This is a genomic window from Pilosibacter sp. NGB245, from assembly GCF_057397225.1.
The window spans coordinates 2,539,223-2,557,148 of record NZ_CM171584.1 but is presented as its reverse complement, the minus strand read 5'-3'; the positions used below and the strand labels follow the sequence as shown (position 1 = coordinate 2,557,148).

Annotated in this window: 14 protein-coding genes; 13 read left to right on the top strand and 1 reads right to left on the bottom strand. The window is 52.1% G+C overall.

Annotated elements, in window-relative coordinates:
- The first annotated feature begins 57 nt into the window (after positions 1-57).
- The 5 genes from murA (at position 58) to sigE (ending at position 5,647) form a co-directional block, all read left to right on the top strand.
- Positions 58-1,326 (top strand): UDP-N-acetylglucosamine 1-carboxyvinyltransferase, encoded by a 1,269-nt coding sequence (gene murA / locus ACXMYH_RS11490; RefSeq protein ID WP_215703327.1) that lies wholly within the window; start codon positions 58-60, stop codon positions 1,324-1,326.
- An 84-nt stretch (positions 1,327-1,410) separates the two neighbouring features.
- The gene (locus ACXMYH_RS11485; RefSeq protein ID WP_346011271.1) at positions 1,411-2,226 is read left to right on the top strand and encodes a cell division protein FtsQ/DivIB; all 816 of its coding nucleotides are present in this window, start codon (positions 1,411-1,413) and stop codon (positions 2,224-2,226) included.
- A gap of 141 nt (positions 2,227-2,367) precedes the next feature.
- On the top strand, positions 2,368-3,561 hold the full coding sequence (gene ftsZ / locus ACXMYH_RS11480; protein WP_118515276.1) for a cell division protein FtsZ: 1,194 nt from the start codon (positions 2,368-2,370) through the stop codon (positions 3,559-3,561).
- Between the two features lie 474 nt (positions 3,562-4,035).
- The gene (locus ACXMYH_RS11475; protein ID WP_329751677.1) at positions 4,036-4,890 is read left to right on the top strand and encodes a sigma-E processing peptidase SpoIIGA; all 855 of its coding nucleotides are present in this window, start codon (positions 4,036-4,038) and stop codon (positions 4,888-4,890) included.
- Positions 4,891-4,906: 16 nt separating this feature from the next.
- On the top strand, positions 4,907-5,647 hold the full coding sequence (sigE, locus tag ACXMYH_RS11470; protein ID WP_329751678.1) for an RNA polymerase sporulation sigma factor SigE: 741 nt from the start codon (positions 4,907-4,909) through the stop codon (positions 5,645-5,647).
- A gap of 180 nt (positions 5,648-5,827) precedes the next feature.
- Here the strand turns inward: sigE and ACXMYH_RS11465 are convergent, their stop codons facing one another.
- Positions 5,828-6,544 (bottom strand): hypothetical protein, encoded by a 717-nt coding sequence (locus tag ACXMYH_RS11465; protein ID WP_215703329.1) that lies wholly within the window; start codon positions 6,542-6,544, stop codon positions 5,828-5,830.
- 395 nt (positions 6,545-6,939) lie between these two features.
- On the opposite strand from ACXMYH_RS11465, the gene ACXMYH_RS11460 reads away from it, so the two are divergent.
- From ACXMYH_RS11460 to ACXMYH_RS11425, 8 genes are all read left to right on the top strand, one after another.
- A complete protein-coding gene (locus ACXMYH_RS11460; protein ID WP_329751679.1) occupies positions 6,940-7,824 on the top strand; it encodes a DegV family protein in 885 nt (294 codons plus the stop codon).
- Positions 7,811-9,283: a sensor histidine kinase gene (locus ACXMYH_RS11455; protein WP_182426776.1), complete on the top strand. Its 1,473-nt coding sequence runs from the start codon at positions 7,811-7,813 to the stop codon at positions 9,281-9,283. The genes ACXMYH_RS11460 and ACXMYH_RS11455 overlap by 14 nt, the downstream gene beginning before the upstream one ends.
- A 9-nt stretch (positions 9,284-9,292) precedes the next feature.
- Positions 9,293-10,231 (top strand): GerMN domain-containing protein, encoded by a 939-nt coding sequence (locus ACXMYH_RS11450; protein WP_405578418.1) that lies wholly within the window; start codon positions 9,293-9,295, stop codon positions 10,229-10,231.
- Between the two features lie 28 nt (positions 10,232-10,259).
- On the top strand, positions 10,260-12,821 hold the full coding sequence (locus ACXMYH_RS11445) for a ComEC/Rec2 family competence protein (RefSeq protein WP_486554929.1): 2,562 nt from the start codon (positions 10,260-10,262) through the stop codon (positions 12,819-12,821).
- A 377-nt stretch (positions 12,822-13,198) separates the two neighbouring features.
- On the top strand, positions 13,199-14,044 hold the full coding sequence (locus ACXMYH_RS11440) for a sugar phosphate isomerase/epimerase family protein (protein ID WP_486554928.1): 846 nt from the start codon (positions 13,199-13,201) through the stop codon (positions 14,042-14,044).
- Entirely contained in the window at positions 13,974-15,053 is a 1,080-nt protein-coding gene (locus ACXMYH_RS11435; RefSeq protein ID WP_486554927.1) for an ABC transporter substrate-binding protein, read from the top strand. Before ACXMYH_RS11440 ends, ACXMYH_RS11435 begins: the two co-directional genes overlap by 71 nt.
- 91 nt (positions 15,054-15,144) lie before the next feature.
- Positions 15,145-16,866, top strand: a complete 1,722-nt coding sequence (locus ACXMYH_RS11430) for an ABC transporter permease (protein ID WP_486554926.1) — start codon at positions 15,145-15,147, stop codon at positions 16,864-16,866.
- Between the two features lie 31 nt (positions 16,867-16,897).
- A complete protein-coding gene (locus ACXMYH_RS11425; protein ID WP_215703332.1) occupies positions 16,898-17,926 on the top strand; it encodes an ABC transporter ATP-binding protein in 1,029 nt (342 codons plus the stop codon).

The window sequence follows — 17,926 nt, the reverse complement described above, 5'->3', positions numbered from 1 at the left end:
ACAAAAAATATTTTTCCGCATATACTGTTTTATAGCGGCATATGCGGGGGAATCGGTTTGCAGGTATATAAAGTTCAGGGGCTCAGGCCTCTGCGTGGAAAAATAAAGATCCAGGGTTCAAAAAATGCAGTACTGCCGATGATGGCGGCGAGTCTCCTCACGGAAGGATGCACCGAGATCCGGAATGTTCCGAGAATCTCGGACGTGTTCCTCATGGCGGAGATCATCAGAGACCTGGGATGCCGGGTGATCTTTGAGGATGATGTTCTTATGATCGATGCCTCAGGGCTTTCGGGGACAGTGATCCCGAAGGAGACAGTGGGGAAGATGAGGTCTTCCAGTCTGCTCTTAGGACCGCTGCTTTCCAGAGGCGGGGAGGTGACGACCTGGTATCCGGGCGGCTGCGTGATCGGAAAACGTCCGATCGATTTTCATCTGGATGTGCTCCGGGCAATGGGAGCAGAGATACTTGATGATGGCGGAATGCTGATTGCAAAGGCGGAAACGTTTTGCGGAACAACATTCCGTTTTCCATATCCGAGTGTCGGGGCGACGGAGAATGCGGTGATGGCTGCTGTGCTGGCGTCCGGTACGACGAAACTCCTCAACTGTGCGCGGGAGCCGGAGATCGCGGAACTCTGCGGATTTTTGCGGTCCATGGGAGCGAAGATCAGCGGGGAGCGGACCGGGACCATCACGGTGACTGGAGTGGAAAAGCTCTTTCCGACAAACCATGTGACAGCGGGAGACAGGATCTGCGCCGGGACATACCTGGCGGCGGCAGCGGCATCCGGCGGCGAGATCGAGATCACCGGAGTGGAGCCGGTCGTCCTGGTGGAACCGTTAAAGGCACTCCGGAAAATGGGGGCCGGACTCCGGATCTTCGGGGCAGCCGGTCCGAAGGCGAGGATCCGCATGGTGATGGAACGGCGCCCGGCCGGGATCACGATCGATACCGGACCGTATCCGGGATTTCCGACGGATCTGCAGTCGGTCTTTCTCGCGGCGGAGGCGTCGGGAACCGGGGAGAGCCAGATCCGGGAGACCGTATACGAGGCGAGATTCGAGGCGGCGGTGCGTCTTGCGTCTTTTGGAGCCGATGTATCGGTTCACGGAGATACAGCCATAATAAAAGGAAGATATCCGCTTCTTCCCGGAGTTGTCGAGACACCGGATCTTCGCGGCGGAGCAGCGCTTCTCGTCGCAGCTCTGTCGGCAGACGGACTCAGCGTGGTCTCGGACCGGGGACACTTAAAGCGCGGATATGAAGATATCGGAAGAGATCTCAGAATACTGGGAGCGGACATTGAAGAGAATATTCTTTAAGAAAAAGAGATCATGCGGCGGCTGTGTACCGGAAATACTTCCCGGTACAGCAGGCTGCGATCAGGCAGATAACGGGTGAGAGGAATGTTATTTAGAAGAAGAGGACTTGGTTTTGGAAGGCGCGGCTTCGGGATCCATTTCGGGAGAAGGAGCAGCAGCGGTTTTGGAATGTATCATAGGAGAGGCGGAAGAAAGAAGGGGATCATTCTCGGGGTGATTCTGGGAATCCTCATCATTCTTCTCGTCCTCATCTTTTCGGTCCGCATCAAGGATGTGGAAGTGAGCGGCAACAAACAATATACAAAGGAACAGATCGAGTCGCTTTTGTTTGACGGGAAATGGTCGAGAAATTCTGCGTTCTGCTACTATCAGAACCGGTTTAAGGAACATAAGTCCATTCCGTTCATCGAGGAATACAAGATCAATTTCAAGAGTCCCACGAAGGTGGAGGTCGTTGTTTTCGAGAAGAGCGTTGTGGGCTGCGTTTCCTATATGAGCAGCTATATGTACTTTGATAAGGACGGGATCATCGTTGAGAGTTCTTCTGAACAGCTTCCGGGAGTTCCGGTGATCACCGGGCTGGAGTTCGGACATATCGTCCTGCACCAGCCGCTTCCTGTGGCGGATCAGGATATCTTCGGAGAGATCTTAAATCTGACGCAGGTACTGAACGTCAGCGGCATCCAGGTGGACAGGATCAATTACAGCAGCTACAAAGAGGCGGAGCTTGTGATGGGAGATATTACGGTGGAACTCGGGAACTCTGACAGCCTCGACGGAAAGATCGCGGAACTTCATGATATCATGCCGGAACTTTCCGGTCTCTCCGGTACTTTGTATCTGGATACTTACGATGAGACGAATTCCAGCCCGACATACCGTTTCGTGAAGAAAAACTAAAAAAAACCATCAAAAAACCATAAATTAAAGGTTGATATTTTTCAAAAAATCAAATATGATATATGTTAGATTAACTTGGGATTTTTATGCCATGCTAATGAAAATATAATAGATTGATAGATATTAAAGGAGGAGACATTCTTGTTAGAGATTAAGATAAACGAGGCAGAGAATGCCGCAAGAATTCTTGTGATCGGTGTCGGCGGCGCCGGAAATAACGCGGTAAACCGCATGGTAGAAGAAAATATTATGGGCGTGGAGTTTATCGGTATCAACACAGATAAACAGGCGCTTCAGTTCTGTAAAGCTCCGACTGCTATGCAGATCGGTGAGAAGCTCACAAAAGGACTTGGCGCCGGTGCAAAACCGGAGATCGGTGAGAAGGCAGCCGAGGAGAGCCAGGAGGAGATCTCCCAGGCATTAAAGGGAGCCGATATGGTATTCGTTACCTGTGGTATGGGCGGCGGAACCGGTACCGGTGCAGCTCCGGTGATCGCTCAGATCGCGAAAGATATGGGAATTCTGACAGTCGGCGTTGTAACAAAGCCGTTCCGTTTTGAAGCAAGACAGAGAATGAACAACGCGTTAAAGGGAATCGAGAACTTAAAGAACGCAGTTGACACTCTGATCGTAATCCCGAACGACCGTCTCCTTGAGATCGTTGACAGACGGACAACCATGCCGGATGCATTAAAGAAAGCCGATGAGGTCCTTCTTCAGGCTGTACAGGGAATCACAGATCTGATCAACGTTCCGGGTCTTATCAATCTTGACTTCGCAGATGTTCAGACTGTAATGACAGACAAGGGCATCGCACATATCGGTATCGGCAAGGCGAAGGGCGACGAGAAGGCACTCGAGGCTGTAAAACAGGCTGTATCCAGCCCGCTTCTTGAGACAACGATCGAGGGCGCTTCCCACGTGATCATCAACATTTCCGGTGATATCAGCCTGATCGAGGCAAACGAGGCTGCCGGTTATGTTCAGGAGCTCGCAGGTGATGATGCAAACATCATCTTCGGTGCAATGTACGATGAGAACGCAGAGGACGAGGTAACGATCACTGTTATCGCGACAGGTCTTGACGCTCACGGCGCAAACACACCGGTTGAGCGCGCAATGAAGGACTTTACAAACTATAAGACAAAAGTTCCGGCTCAGCAGGCTCCGATCCAGAGAACTGCTCCGACCGTAAAAGTTCCGTCTGAGGCAGCAGCTACAACAGAGTCTGCTCCGAAGTACAATATTCCGACCGGAAACGCACCGGTTTACCGTCCGGCACAGCGCGGCGAGACTCAGATCAACATCCCGGATTTCTTAAAGAACCGCAGATAAGATCCTGAGAATGGACAAGCTGCTTAAAAACAGTAAGGATGAACATATGAGGACCCAGGGAGAGAAATCTTCCCGGGTCTTTTTGGTTTCATAGAAAATTCCGATGGAACTTCCTGTGAAACTAAAAGGCACAGCATGGCTGAGATTTTATACATCACTTCTATAAAAATTCATCGCGGATCCCGACAGGAAAATGTCTGGATCCGCATTCTTTTTTTCCTCTGTTTTCACAGATCCTGCAAATATCAGCGAAAATTTCCAATTTTTACGAAAAAACAGGGAAGAATCTGTTGGAAGAACCCGATGAGTTTCCAGGGTTCGCGTCCCCGCTTTGACAAATTCCGGATAGGAAGACAGGTATACTGTTGGAAAACGATATCAGGATTTCGGGGACGGATGATCGGAACTGAAAATCCTGTCTGACGCAGTATGGGCGGTCTTTGACGGTCCGGAATGCGGAAAGGGGGAATCCCGGTGGAATATGAATGGTACGCCGATCTCTTTTTTCTGGAAGAGGCGTACCGGGATGTCTTGATCCTGTGGCTGGCGGCGGTGCTCGGGAGAAAGAAGATTTCTGTTTTCCGGCTTTTGGCGGCGGGAATTGCAGGCGGACTTTGCGGGACCGCAGTTTCCTGCCTTGAGCTGTCAGGAATCGCAGCACGGATTACGGGAAGAAGCCTGGCGGTCTGGATTTTCTGGGAAAGCGGAAAAGTTCTGATAAACGGTTTTTTGATTATAACGGCTGCGCTTCCCCCAAAAAGAGTGTCCGGATGGAAAAAAGCGTTCTTTCAAAGGGGAAAGGAGCTTGGGCTGCTGGTCTTGTCAGCGGGGATCCTGCAGAGCGGTCTTGCGGTCTTGCGGGAGCGCTGCTTTCTCACCGGGTGGAAAAGTCTTCTGTTTATGGGATTTTTCTGTGCGGGAGTCCGCTTCTTTGCGGAGGCGCTCGTGAAGCGGCCGGTGATCGGAAAAATGAGGTATCAGGTCCGACTTTTCCTGAACGGAAGATCGAAGGAGTTTACCGCGATGGAGGATTCCGGGAACCGTCTCGTGGAACCTGTGACGGGAAAGCCGGTCAGCATTATCGCAGCGGCAGATGCGAAAGAGTTTGGGAGCGAGCCGGCAGGCGTCCTGATGATCCCGTACCGGGCGGTAGGGACAAAAAGCGGAATGCTTCCGGGGATCCTGTTCGACCGGATGGAGATCATGGACGGAGAAAACAGGAGTGTCCGGATTGACAGACCGGTCGTGGCTGTCTCGAAGGAACCGCTGTTTTTCAGAAAAGATTTTACGATGATCCTGCCGGAAAGTCTTTTCACTGATAAGTTATGAAAGGGAGAAAATGAGTATGATCATGAGAATTTCTATGCCAAACCGGTTTCGGTTAAAAAAAGTGATGGGATTCCGGACAATGATCCGGCCGGAGCGCGGGGAAATCCATTATATCGGAGGCGCGGATATCCTCCCGGCACCGCTGTCCTTGAAGGAGGAGACGGAGGCGTTAAATAAGTTTGGAACGGAGGAGGAAAAAGAGGCAAAATCAGAGCTGATCGAACACAATCTCCGTCTGGTCGTTTACATAGCAAAGAAATTTGACAACACGAGCGTCGGGGTCGAAGACCTGATCTCTATCGGGACGATCGGTCTCATCAAGGCGATCAATACGTTCAATCCGACGAAGAATATCAAGCTGGCGACTTACGCGTCCAGATGCATCGAGAATGAGATCCTCATGTATCTCAGGAGAACCAGCAAGATGAAGCTGGAGGTCTCCATCGATGAGCCGTTAAACGTGGACTGGGATGGAAATGAGCTGCTCTTATCGGATATCCTTGGCACCGATGAGGATGTGATCTACAAGGACATGGAGGACGAGGTGGAAAAGGATCTCCTGAAAAATGCGGTGGGCCGGCTGAGTCCGAGAGAGCGGAAGATCGTGGAGCTGCGCTACGGCCTAAAGCGCCAGGACGGGGCGGAGATGACCCAGAAGGAGGTGGCGGATCTCATGGGAATCTCGCAGTCCTATATTTCGCGGCTCGAGAAGAAGATCATGATGAGGTTAAAGAAGGAAATCGTGAAATTTGAGTAGAGCAGAGCGTGTGACGAGTCATATCCGAAATGGTGAAAAAGACAGGTAGGAAATCCGCGGCCAGAACTGTATCATACAGAATTTTCAGTTCAGAAAATTCCTACCATGAAAAGTATCAAATAAAAGAACTGTCTGACTGAAAAATTATCAGCCAGACAGTCCTTTTTGTCTAATGGAAAATTACTCATCATACAGCTTCGCGTACAGCATCTCACACAGCGAATCTGCGTAGGCCTGGTCCGGAATATCGCGGCCGGTGATCAGAAAATCCTGGATCAGCTCGAAGCGCTTGAGACTCAGCTCTTCACCGGAAAGATCCGGATCTTCCATCAAGAGCTGCTCATCGAGTTCTTTTGCGGAATAATTCTTTAAGAACCAGTCGATGATCTCCTGAGTCTCCCGTTTTTCGTCGTCGGCTTCCACTTTTAACTCGGCGGCGCGTTTCCTTGAGGAGACGGCGACGACAAGGCTGGCGACGGCGAGAATGACAAGTGCCCCCTCAAAGATGTATTTCTGGAATCCCTCCATCGGGAGATGGAAGACGCCGAGAAGGCAGAGCGCTGCTCCCACGGCGAGAACCCCGCCGACCAGGAAAAATGCGGATGCGGAGGAGCTCATGTCCTCGTAGCGCTGCCCTTTATCGACGTAGGCATGGACGATCTCGTCAGCCGGCTTCTTTTTGGCGGAAGAGATTTCGTCGGGATCCGCGTCTTCTGTTTTGGCCATCTCACCGGAGAACGGATCCATCTCCTGCGCCATGACGGCAAGCTGTTCTTCTTTTTCTTTCTGTTTCATCGCGTCAGCGACTTCTTTTGATTCCACGAGAGGACCGCCGCAGTCGCTGCAGATCTTGATCCCCTCAACAAATTCCATATCACATTTCGGACAATAAGGCATAACCTTTCCCTCCAGAATTTAAAATAAAGTGCCAAACATGCAAGCATGTTTTTCACTCACTTACTGCTCAAACATATTACGGCTCGCACTTCGTGCTAAGCGCTGCTGCGCAGCTGCCGTAATCGGCTTCGCCGCTCGTGCCAAACATGCAAGCATGTTTTTCACTCGCTTACTGCTCAGCATATCATATTTTTGAATATTCGTCCACAGTTTGGGTAGTTTTGGACTTCCATTTATATAGGAAATCGGTTAAAATAAAAAGAAGGTCTGTCTGCGTGGAAGAAAAGAAAAAACGCAGCGGGACAGGGTTACTTTTCAAAGGTAGGAATTTTCTGAATGGAAAAATCCGTATGATATAGTAACGGGCGAAGAGAAACAGAAAGGGGAAATTTTGTATGAAGATCGCAGTTGTTACAGACAGCAACAGCGGGATCACCCAGGCACAGGCAAAAGAGATGGGGATCACGGTCCTGCCGATGCCGTTTATGATAGATGGAGAAACGTATTATGAGGATATTACACTGACCCAGGAGCAGTTTTATCAGAGGCTGAAGGACAATTCCGATATCTCGACCTCACAGCCGACACCGGACTCCATCATGAAACTGTGGGATGAACTGTTAAAAGAGTATGATCAGATCGTCCACATCCCGATGTCCGCCGGACTTTCCGGATCCTGCGCGACTGCAATGATGCTGGCGGGAGAGGACGAGTACGAGGGAAAGGTATTTGTCGTTGATAATCACCGGATCTCCGTGACCCAGTATCAGTCCGTGAAGGACACGATGATGCTGGCAGATATGGGAATGGACGGCGCACAGATCAAAAAGTGCCTGGAGGAGACAGCGGCTGATTCCGTGATCTTTGTCACGGTGGACACCCTGAAATACCTGAAAAAAGGCGGACGCATCACACCGGCGGCCGCGGCTCTCGGCACACTTTTAAGGATCAAGCCGGTCCTGATCATCCTGGGAGAAAAGCTGGATTCCTTTGCAAAGGCCCGCACGATGAAGCAGGCGAAGACACTGATGATGAATGCGATCCAGAAAGAGCTGGATGAGAGACTTCATGACAGTGAGTGCAAAGACTGCCACCTTGCGATCGCCCATTCGGACAACGAGGAGGCGGCTCTGGAGTTTAAGAAGGAAGTGGAAGAGCGATTCCCGGACGCAGATATCTATCTGGCACCGCTTTCCCTGAGCATTGCCTGCCATATCGGACCGGGCAGCCTTGCGCTGACGGCAACAAGAAAGATGGAAGAGGAACATGAGAAAAATTAGGGAACGGATCCGGGAGATCTACCGGAAACATACGCCGAGCGTCAAACTTCCTCTGATCATCCTGACTGTTTTATTCTGTATGATCCCGCTCCTCGTGGAGAGCCGGATCCTCGCCCGCTCCTCGCGGCAGGAGCAGGTGGAGCGCAGAATCATCGATGTCCAGAACCAGTGTCAGATCCTGAGCAATAAGATGTCGAGAAGCGGATACCTCACAAACTCCGCGCTGGATAATGCGGCCATCGACACAGAATTATCGCTCCTGTCGGATATCTTCAGCGGGCGGATCCTGATCGTAAATTCCGGCTTTAAGATCGTTGAGGATACGTTCGCGATCTCTGACGGAAAGACGCTGATCTCGGACGAGGTGATCCGGTGTTTCCAGGGAGAGAACACGAGCCGGTACGACAGTCTGAAACATTACTTCGTCCTGGCGATCCCGATCCCGGAATTTGAGCAGGAGACGGGAACGATCACGACGGGAAAGACAGCCGGAGTGATGATCGTTACCGCGTCCACGGAGAGCATGTACAGCCTGGAGGAGAGCCTGAAAGATAAGGCATCCCTGTACGAGATGATGATCTTCGTCATCGTACTGATCGTGACAATCCTGTCAGTTCACCTGATCATGAAGCCGTTCGGAACGCTGATCGCGTCGATCCGGCGCGCGGGTGACGGAAATCTGGATGAGGATGTCAACGAGGAAGCATACCGGGAGACGAAGCAGATCTCCGGGACGATCAATAAGACGCTGGAGAAGCTAAAGGCTGTGGATCAGTCGAGGCAGGAATTTGTTTCCAATGTCTCCCATGAGCTCAAGACTCCGATCACGTCGATCCGTGTCCTGGCGGATTCCCTGATGGGAATGGAGGACGCGCCGAAGGAGCTTTACCAGGAATTTATGCATGATATTTCGGACGAAATCGACCGGGAGAGCAAGATCATCGATGATCTTCTGACTCTTGTGCGGATGGACAAGGCATCCTCGGAGCTTTCCTGCACGCAGGTCCAGATCAACGGACTGATCGAGATGGTCTTAAAGCGCCTGCGCCCGATCGCCAGAAAACGGAACATTGAGCTGATCTTTGAGAGTAAGCGCGATGTCACGGCGGATATCGATGAGGTGAAGTTCTCACTGGCGATAAACAATCTTGTGGAGAATGCGGTCAAGTATAACAAAGAAGATGGCTGGGTCCGGGTAACGCTGGATGCTGACCATAAGTTCTTCTATCTGAAAGTGGCAGATTCCGGGATCGGGATCCCTGCGGAATTTAAGGAAAGAGTTTTTGAGCGTTTTTACCGCGTGGACAAGGCGCGGTCCCGGGAGACCGGAGGTACCGGCCTCGGACTCGCGATCACGAGAAGCGTGGTCCTGATGCATCACGGCGCGATCCGGGTGGACAGCGTCGAGGGAGAGGGAAGCACCTTCATGGTGCGGATCCCGCTCATCTATATTCCGTAGGAGGGAAAAATGAAGAAATTGTTGAAGATTCGGGCATTTTTTCTCCTCTTCGCACTTCTGTTTGCTTTGAGCGGCTGTACAGGGGAAAAAGCTGTGGAGCAGAGCGGAAATGCCTATACGATCTACTATTTAAACGCATCCGGGATCCAGCTTGTCGGGAGTGAGTACCGGACGGAAACGGCGGATACAGACGCGCTGGTGCGGGAGCTGCTCGATAAGATGGGAAATGTTCCGGCGGATCTCGATTGTCAGAGAGCGCTGCCGGAGCGGATCGAAAAGATCACCTATCGGATCGAAGGAAATGTTCTGTACCTGTACGCGGATGCCAATTATGCGCTGATGAATTCCGTGCAGGAGATCCTGTGCCGGGCGGCTCTCACAAAGACGCTGACCCAGATCCCGGGGATCGAGTATCTGAGCATCTACTGTGCAGAGCAGCCGATCACGGATGCAGCCGGAAACCCGGTCGGGATGTTGTCGGCGTCAGATTTCGTGGACAGTATCCGGGATGTCAACTCCTTCGAGCGGACCGAGCTGACGCTGTATTTTGCCAACGAGACAGGGGATCAGCTGGTGGAAGAAAAACGGGAAGTCATGCAAAACAGCAATACTTCTCTGGAACGTCTGATCGTGGAGCAGCTGATCGAGGGACCGCAGGAGCTCGGCCATTACGCGACGATCCCGTCGGATGTAAAGCTTTTGAATGTGTCCGTCAACGATTCCGTCTGCTCGATCAACTTTAATGCGGCGTTCCTGAACAACAGTCTGGATGTGGCGGCATACATTCCGATCTATTCCATCGTGGATTCCCTCGCGGAACTTTCCACGGTGAGCCGTGTGCAGATCCGGATCAACGGGTCCCAAGACGATGTGTTCCGGGACCAGATCCCGTTGAGCACGGTGTTTGAACGAAACTACGATTATATCGCAGGAGGAAAAAACGATTAAAAGACCTTTGCTGTGTGTGACAGGGGGATTGGTACTTGGAGAGGCACTGAACCTGTGGATCCCGGCAGAGCAGATTATTTTTGGACTGGCAGTCTGGCTGCTCTTTTTGGTGTGCGCATTTGCGCGCCGGAAGAGCAGATACAGGCTGCCAGTCCTTCTTTTTATGGCGGGACTGGCTGTGGGGAGTCTCAGGATGGAGGCGGAACAGGCGGCATTTTTGCGGGAAGAGGGATTTTTTCTGGAGGAACAGGAGGATGGAGTGGTTTTAAACGGGACCGTCCGGTCGGTGAAGGAGAAGGACGGGACGCTGGAGGTTGTTCTCGGGGACTGTACCTCGGAAGAGGAAAACGGCGGACTGGTGGGGAGATTCCGGAGAGTTTTATGTTACCTTGAGATCGTGGAAGCAGAAACAAATGAAAGTGAAAGTGTGGGATGGAATTCAGAGTCACTTTCTGCAGGAAAAAGGATCCGTGTCTTTGGAGAGGGAAAGGCTGCGGATCCGGCGAGAAATCCGGGCGGGTTCGATTACCGTCTGTACTGCAGGTCCCGGGGGATCTCCGGGATCGTCTACGCGGACGGATATGCGGTGACCGGAGGAAAAACACGGATCATCGCCGATCGCCTGTACCGGATCCGCCGATCTCTTTCGGAACGCTTAAAGACGATTGCACTCCCGGAGGATGCCGGGATCCTGTCGGCGGTCCTGTTCGGGGAGAAAGAGGATCTGGACAGTGCCGTCTATGAACTTTACCGGAAAAACGGGATTTCCCACCTTCTGGCGATCAGCGGACTTCATGTCTCCATCGTCGGACTCGGAATCTGGAAAATATTCCGGAAAGGCGGGGCAGGATTCTGGTTTGCGGGAGTGGGTGCAGGCGGCTTTCTCTGCGTCTACGGGATGATGGTGGGCTCCGGTGCCTCTGTGGTACGGGCGGTCTCGATGGCGCTGCTCTCCTTTCTGGCGGCGGCTGTTGGGAGGACCTACGATCTTCCGACGGCGATGTGCATTCCGGCTGTGGGACTCCTGCTCGCTCATCCTTTTCTTTTGACGCAGGCCTCATTTCAGCTCTCTTTTCTCGCCGTCACATCGTTAGTCTACCCGGGACGATTGTTTTCGGTTCGCGGGGAAAAGATTTTTGCGGGGGAACGGTCTTCTGCGGCGGCGTCCGCCTTTTTTACAAGTCTTTCACTCCAGATGGTGACGGCACCCGTCATTCTCTGGCATTCTTTTGGAATCCCGCTCTACGGGGTGTTCTTAAATCTTATCGTGATCCCGCTGATGACGTATGTGATCATATCGGGATTTCTTGGACTTGGTCTGTCCTTTTTATCAATATCGGTGGGGAGCGCCATGCTCGGAGGCGCACATTATATTTTGCGTTTTTATGAATTCGTCTGCAGCAGCACCGGAAAGCTTCCGGGGGCGGAGCTCGTTTTTGGGCAGCCGGAGGTGTGGAAGATCGGTTTTTATTACGGATGTCTGATCCTGGGAGCGGTTATCTATGAGCGGGGAGAGAAAACCTGGGAAAAATTTGGGAAAATGATGGCAGAAAACGGTTGGGAGAGAGGAGAAAAAGACAGAGGAAAGATTGGAAAAAAAGATGTAGAAATGGCGGACGGACAAAAAACAGAAAATTCAGAAAAAAACATGATCAGAAAGAGAGTCTGTAAATCAGTCAGACAATTGGAACATCAGAGAAAATGCAGAATGCAGTTCGATAAAAGGAAGCGCCTGTTCGGTCTTACTGTCTGCTGGCTCGCCGCATTCTGTTTCCTTCTCCCATCCCGCCCCGCAGGTCTTTCCGTCACATTCCTCGACGTCGGGCAGGGTGACGGGATCGTTCTGCGTTCATCCGACAAAGCAGTCCTTGTGGACTGCGGCAGCAGCCAGCAGAAGACGGTCGGGGAGAAGACGCTGGTCCCGTATCTCAAGAGTCAGGGTGTGGCGCACCTGGATCTTGCCGTCATGACCCATGGAGACCAGGACCACATCAACGGGATCCGGTATCTTTTAGAACACCCGGAATCGGGGATCATGGTGGGCGGTCTTATGATGCCGGAAGCAGGAACAGATGAGATCTACGGGACGATGGCGGAGCTGGCAAAAAAGCAGGGGATTCCTGTGTTTTATGCCGAACGCGGCGATATATGGAAAGATTTTCCGGGAAAAGGAATGAAGCTGGAATGCCTGTCCCCGGACGGGGAGAGGGAATTCGCAGACCGGAATGAGGAATCCCTGGTATTTCGCCTGACGCTTAAACGGTTTTCGCTGCTTCTCACGGGAGATATGGAAGAAAGCGGGGAGAAAATACTTCTGGATTCCGGGATCCTGACTCCTGTGACGGTCTTAAAAGCCGGTCACCATGGTTCTGCGACATCCTCAGGGGAAAGGTTTATAGAAACCCTGTCCCCGTCGATCACAGTGCTCTCCTATGGAAGAAAGAACCGCTACGGCCATCCGGCACCGGAAGTGAAGGAACGACTGAAAGAAGCCGGTTCTGAGATCCTCGAGACCGGAAAATCCGGCGCCGTCATGATCCGGACGGATGGAAAGAAGATCCGGGTGCGGACGATGATCCGGGAGAAATGATAAGCCGGCCGCGACGATAAGCCGGCCGCGGCGGGAGCAAAGACGCTGCAGGGAATCCATGTGAAGAGGAACCAAGGTGCGGCTTATACGAAAAGAAATTACATAAGTCACATATGTCCGATTGACCGTATGATGGATCATGGATGTATTTAACTTGAAAAAAGCTCACTGTCTTCTTGTCATTTCAGGGATGAGACCGAGTTAAAAAGGTAATTCGTAACTTATATCGAAATCATGACGTTCCTTGACACAAAATGACAGGACTTTACATCCGCAAAAAAGATTTTGGTTTTCGCTTACCGAAATTTTACAAAGTAATCCTTTTGAATTTTACATCCTGTTTCTATAATTCTGTTTGTCTGGAGGAAAGAAACAGAATGAAAGGATTTTATTTTTCATCGACGCTCATGTGGGACGCCGATGCAGAGACGCTCATGAGGACAGCGGCAGAGAATGGCTTTGACGGGATCGAATTGTGGGCGCAGCATGCGGAGACGAAAAAGCTGGATCTGGAAACGATCCGCAGGCTGAAAAAAGAGCTGGGCCTGAACATCGTAGTCCACGCAAAGAGCTGGGATCTGAACTACGCGGCATTAAACGATGCGGTCCGGAGGGCATCCGTGGAGGAGATCAAGTCATCGGTGGATCTGGCTGTGGAGCTTGGAGCTGACGAGGTGACGGTTCATCCGCCGAGATACACATTAAAAGAGGACGAGGCGGCCAGAGACCGGGCCTACGAAAGCATTCGGGAATTTTACGGATACGCGAAGGAGCGGGGCGTGGATATCTCCATGGAGATCATGGAACACATTCCGAAGGAGATGGCGACGACGCCGGACGGCATGTTCGGGATCGTGAGGGATTTGAGAGGAAAGCTGACCTACACGATCGATCTGGCACACAGCCTGACGGAGGAGGAATTTTTCGAGAACATCCGTATCATGGGACGCGTCTCAAAGGTTCATCTGACAAACAAGAAAGGCACAAAACTTCACACGCCGATCCCGGACGGTGATTTTGATTTTGAGGAGATCTACCCGAGACTTCTGGCATATGGCTTTCCGATGGTCATCGAGGGCTATGAGGAGGGAGATCGTTACGAAGCGCTTACAGAAAACATTCAATATATACAAACACTGAAGGAGAAAAGAAATGAAGAAATTAAACGTACTTTTAACAACAGCGGCTATCCTGGCACTTACAGGCTGCAGTTCCAACAGTAAACCGGCGGAGACAACGGCTGCACAGACAACAGCGGCAGCGACAACGGCAGCAGAAACAACGGCGGCGGAGACAACGGCAGCAGAGAAGAAGGACGCATCAGGAACCCTGACCGTCTACACCTCCCAGCCGGAGGCAGACATCCAGGCGCTGGTGGAAGAGTACAATAAATCCTGCCCGGATGTAAAGGTTGAGATCTTCAGAAGCGGAACTGAGGAAGTTGTCAGCAAGGTCCTCGCAGAGAAAGAGGCCGGTTCCGTTCTCGCAGATGTCCTTCTCGTATCCGATGCGGCGACGTTCGAGTCCTTAAAGGCGAAAGACATCCTGATGAGCTATGAGTCCCCGGAACTCTCCGAGATCGATCCGAGCTTCTATGACGCGGATCACACCTACACAGGAACAAAGATCATCAGCACCGGTATCGCGGTCAATACCGATGTGATCTCCAACATTCCGGAGTCTTTAGCGGACCTCACAAAGGCAGAGTACAAGGACGAGCTGATCATGCCGAGCCCGCTTTATTCCGGAGCAGCTGCATATAACCTCGGAGTCATCACGAGAACAGACGGTCTTGGATGGGAGTTCTATCAGGGCTTAAAGGACAACGGCGTGAAGGTCGACAAGGGCAACGGAGCTGTCCAGAAGGCAGTTGTTGCAGGAGAGAATGGTCTCGGTCTTCTCGTAGACTACATGGCGATCCGCTCCAAAAATGACGGAGCTCCGATCGAATTCGTGTACCCGTCCGAAGGTTCCCTCTGTGTCACAGAGCCGATCGGTATCGTTGCCGGAACAAAGAACGAGGCTGCAGCTGAATCCTTCGTAGACTTTATCCTCTCCGAGGACGGCCAGAAAGCGACAGCCGAGATCGGTTACACCCCGATCAGAAAAGGAGTTGCGGCTCCGGAGGGCTTAAAGAGCGCAGATGAGATCACAAACCTGACTTACGATCTTCCGACTCTGGTCGAGACAAGAGATTCCGACAAGGAAGCATTCTCCAAGATGTTTGAATAATCAGAAAAATAATGGCTCGGCAAGTCTGCTCATCCGGTCCATCAGAGTGACATGGACGAACCGCTATTTGTACACAATAAGAGGAAAAATCATGAAATCCAGTAATACTAAAACAATTGCAGGCCGGATCCTCTTTTTCCTCGCAGTATGCTTCATATTTATTATGCCGATTTTAAGCCTCCTTCGGATGAGTCTGACGACCGACGGAGGCTTTGGTCTGCAAAACTATGTGGACATGCTGCATGAGGAGAGGACGGCAAAAGCGATCCGGAACACGCTGATCATATCGGTATCTTCGACGGCGATCGCGGTGGCGGCGGGAAGTTTCTTCGCATTCTTAAACGCCTACACGAATGTGAAGAGGAAAAAGCTCCTGGAGCTCCTCGTCCTTGCCCCGTACATCATCCCTTCCTACATCATCACCTTGTCCTGGAGCAGTCTGCTCCTGAAACGCGGGTTTGTGAACACGACATTGAAAAATATCGGACTTCCGGTCATCGATATCTACACGCTTCCGGGGATCATCCTTGTGATGGGGATCTGCAACATCCCGGTCGTCTATCTCCTTGTAGTGGGAATGCTCAGAAAGATCCCGCGCGACATGGAGTGGGCAGGGCGGACTTCCGGCTATACGCCTTTTCAGACGATCCGGAAGATCACCATGGTCCAGGCGATGCCGGCGATCGCGGGCGGCGGCATGCTGGCGTTTCTTGCATCCATCGACAATTTCAGCATCCCGGCATTCTTAGGGATCTCCTCCGGAATTCCGGTGCTCAGCACTTACATTTATGAGAAAGCGATCAGCTTCGGACCGGATTCCTTCCATAAAGCGGCATCCCTCTCCGTGATCCTCTCGTTCATTGCGATCGGCGGCACCCTGATCCAGGGAAAGCTGATCCGGAAGAATTCAAACCTGGAGAGCGTGAAGGAAGATACTTCCGTCCGCTATGAGCTTCCGACGAAGTGGAGACGGATCCTCGAGTGGGGAAGCCTCGGAGTCCTGGCGGGATTTACGGTGGTTCCTGTGATTTCCATGATCATGAGCGCTTTTTTAAAGAATTACGGCACGAAATTCCGCCCGGAGAACCTGTCGCTCAAGAACTTCCAGTTCGTATTTACGAATGCAGGAGTCCGTCAGGCAGTGTTCAACAGCATCCTGCTTGCCATTGTCACCTGTATCATTTGTATCATCGCAGGTACGGCGACTGCGTACCTCAAGGTGCGGAAACACTCGAAGGCGGCCATGATGTTTGAGTCCGCGGCCTCACTGACATATGCGCTTCCGGGAATCGTCCTGGCACTCGCCATGATCTTCCACTGGACCATCGTTCCCGGTGTCTACGGAACCGTAAAGATCCTGATGATCGCCTATGCGACAAGATACGTGGTCTTACAGATCAAGGGAAGTACGACGGCGATGCTCTCCGTGGAACCAGCGCTCGAGGAGGCGGGAAGAGTGTTCGGAGCCGGAAAAGTGACGATCTGGAGAAAGATCATGATCCCGGTCATGGCGAAGCAGATCCTCTCGAGTTCCTTCCTGATCTTTGTCTCATCGCTGACGGAGCTGACGCTGTCGTCCATGCTCGCGAGTGCCGGGACAAAGACGATCGGTCTTACGATCTTCAACCTGCAGCAGGGCGGAGATTACAGTCTGTCCGCGGCAATGTCCGCAGTGATCGTATTCATCGTATTCTTTGTGTACAGCCTGGTGGCTCTCGTAAAGAAGAAGGATGAGGAGGACGCAAAGCGCCCGAAGGTACAGGAGGGCAGTGCGGAAGAAGTCGGAGACCATGCGGTCGGACAGGGAGCGTAAGGAAACAAGAACGAGGAGAAATGAGAATAAAATGAGCCTTAAAATTGATCATATTACTAAAAAATTCGGAAATTTCACAGCATTAGATGATATTTCCCTGGAGATCCGTGACGGAGAATTTCTGGCGATCCTGGGGCCGTCCGGATGCGGAAAGACAACACTTCTCCGGATCATCGGCGGATTTGAGGCGCCGACCGAGGGGAGCATCCTGAAGGACGGGGAGATCTTTTCTTCCCAGAATGAAAATGTTCCTGTGGAGAAGAGAAATCTCGGAATGGTATTCCAGTCGTTTGCTCTCTGGCCGCACATGACCGTGCGGGAGCATGTGGAGTTTCCGTTAAACAGTAAGCGCTGTACCATGACGGAGGACGAAAAACGGAAAGCCGTGGACCAGGCGATCGAGGCGGTGGGACTTTCCACGATGGAAAAGCGGTATCCGGGGGAGCTCTCAGGCGGACAGAAACAGCGCGTCTCCCTGGCGCGCGCCATTGTCGCGAAGCCGTCGATCCTTCTGATGGATGAGCCGCTCAGCGCTCTTGACGCGGAGTTAAAGATCAGCATGCGCCGGGAGATCCAGAACATTCACAAGCTCACGGGGGCAACGATCATCTATGTGACGCACGATCAGAGTGAGGCGCTCGCCATGGCGGACCGGATCCTGATCATGAAGAGCGGAAAGATCGAGCAGCTTGACACGCCGGAGCAGGTTTACTGCAATCCGCAGACGGAATTTGCGGCGACGTTTGTCAGCAAATGCAATCTCGTGAAGGGAAAGTGGCTCGGAAACATGTTCAAGGTGGAGAACCAGGACGTTGTCTTCGAGACAGAACCGGCGGCGAAGGAATTTCTTGTCAAGGGACTCTGTCCGGTGCGCCCGGAGGAGTTCGAGATCAGCCGTGACGGAAACGGGATCCGCGGGGATATCGTGAACCGACAGTACAACGGCCGTGAGATCCACTACGCGGTCCGGACAACGGATGCGGTCTATAACGTCTACACCGGACAGGGACAGCTCTACAACGAAGGCGAGACGATCTATTTAAGAAAGAAGGCAGGCTGA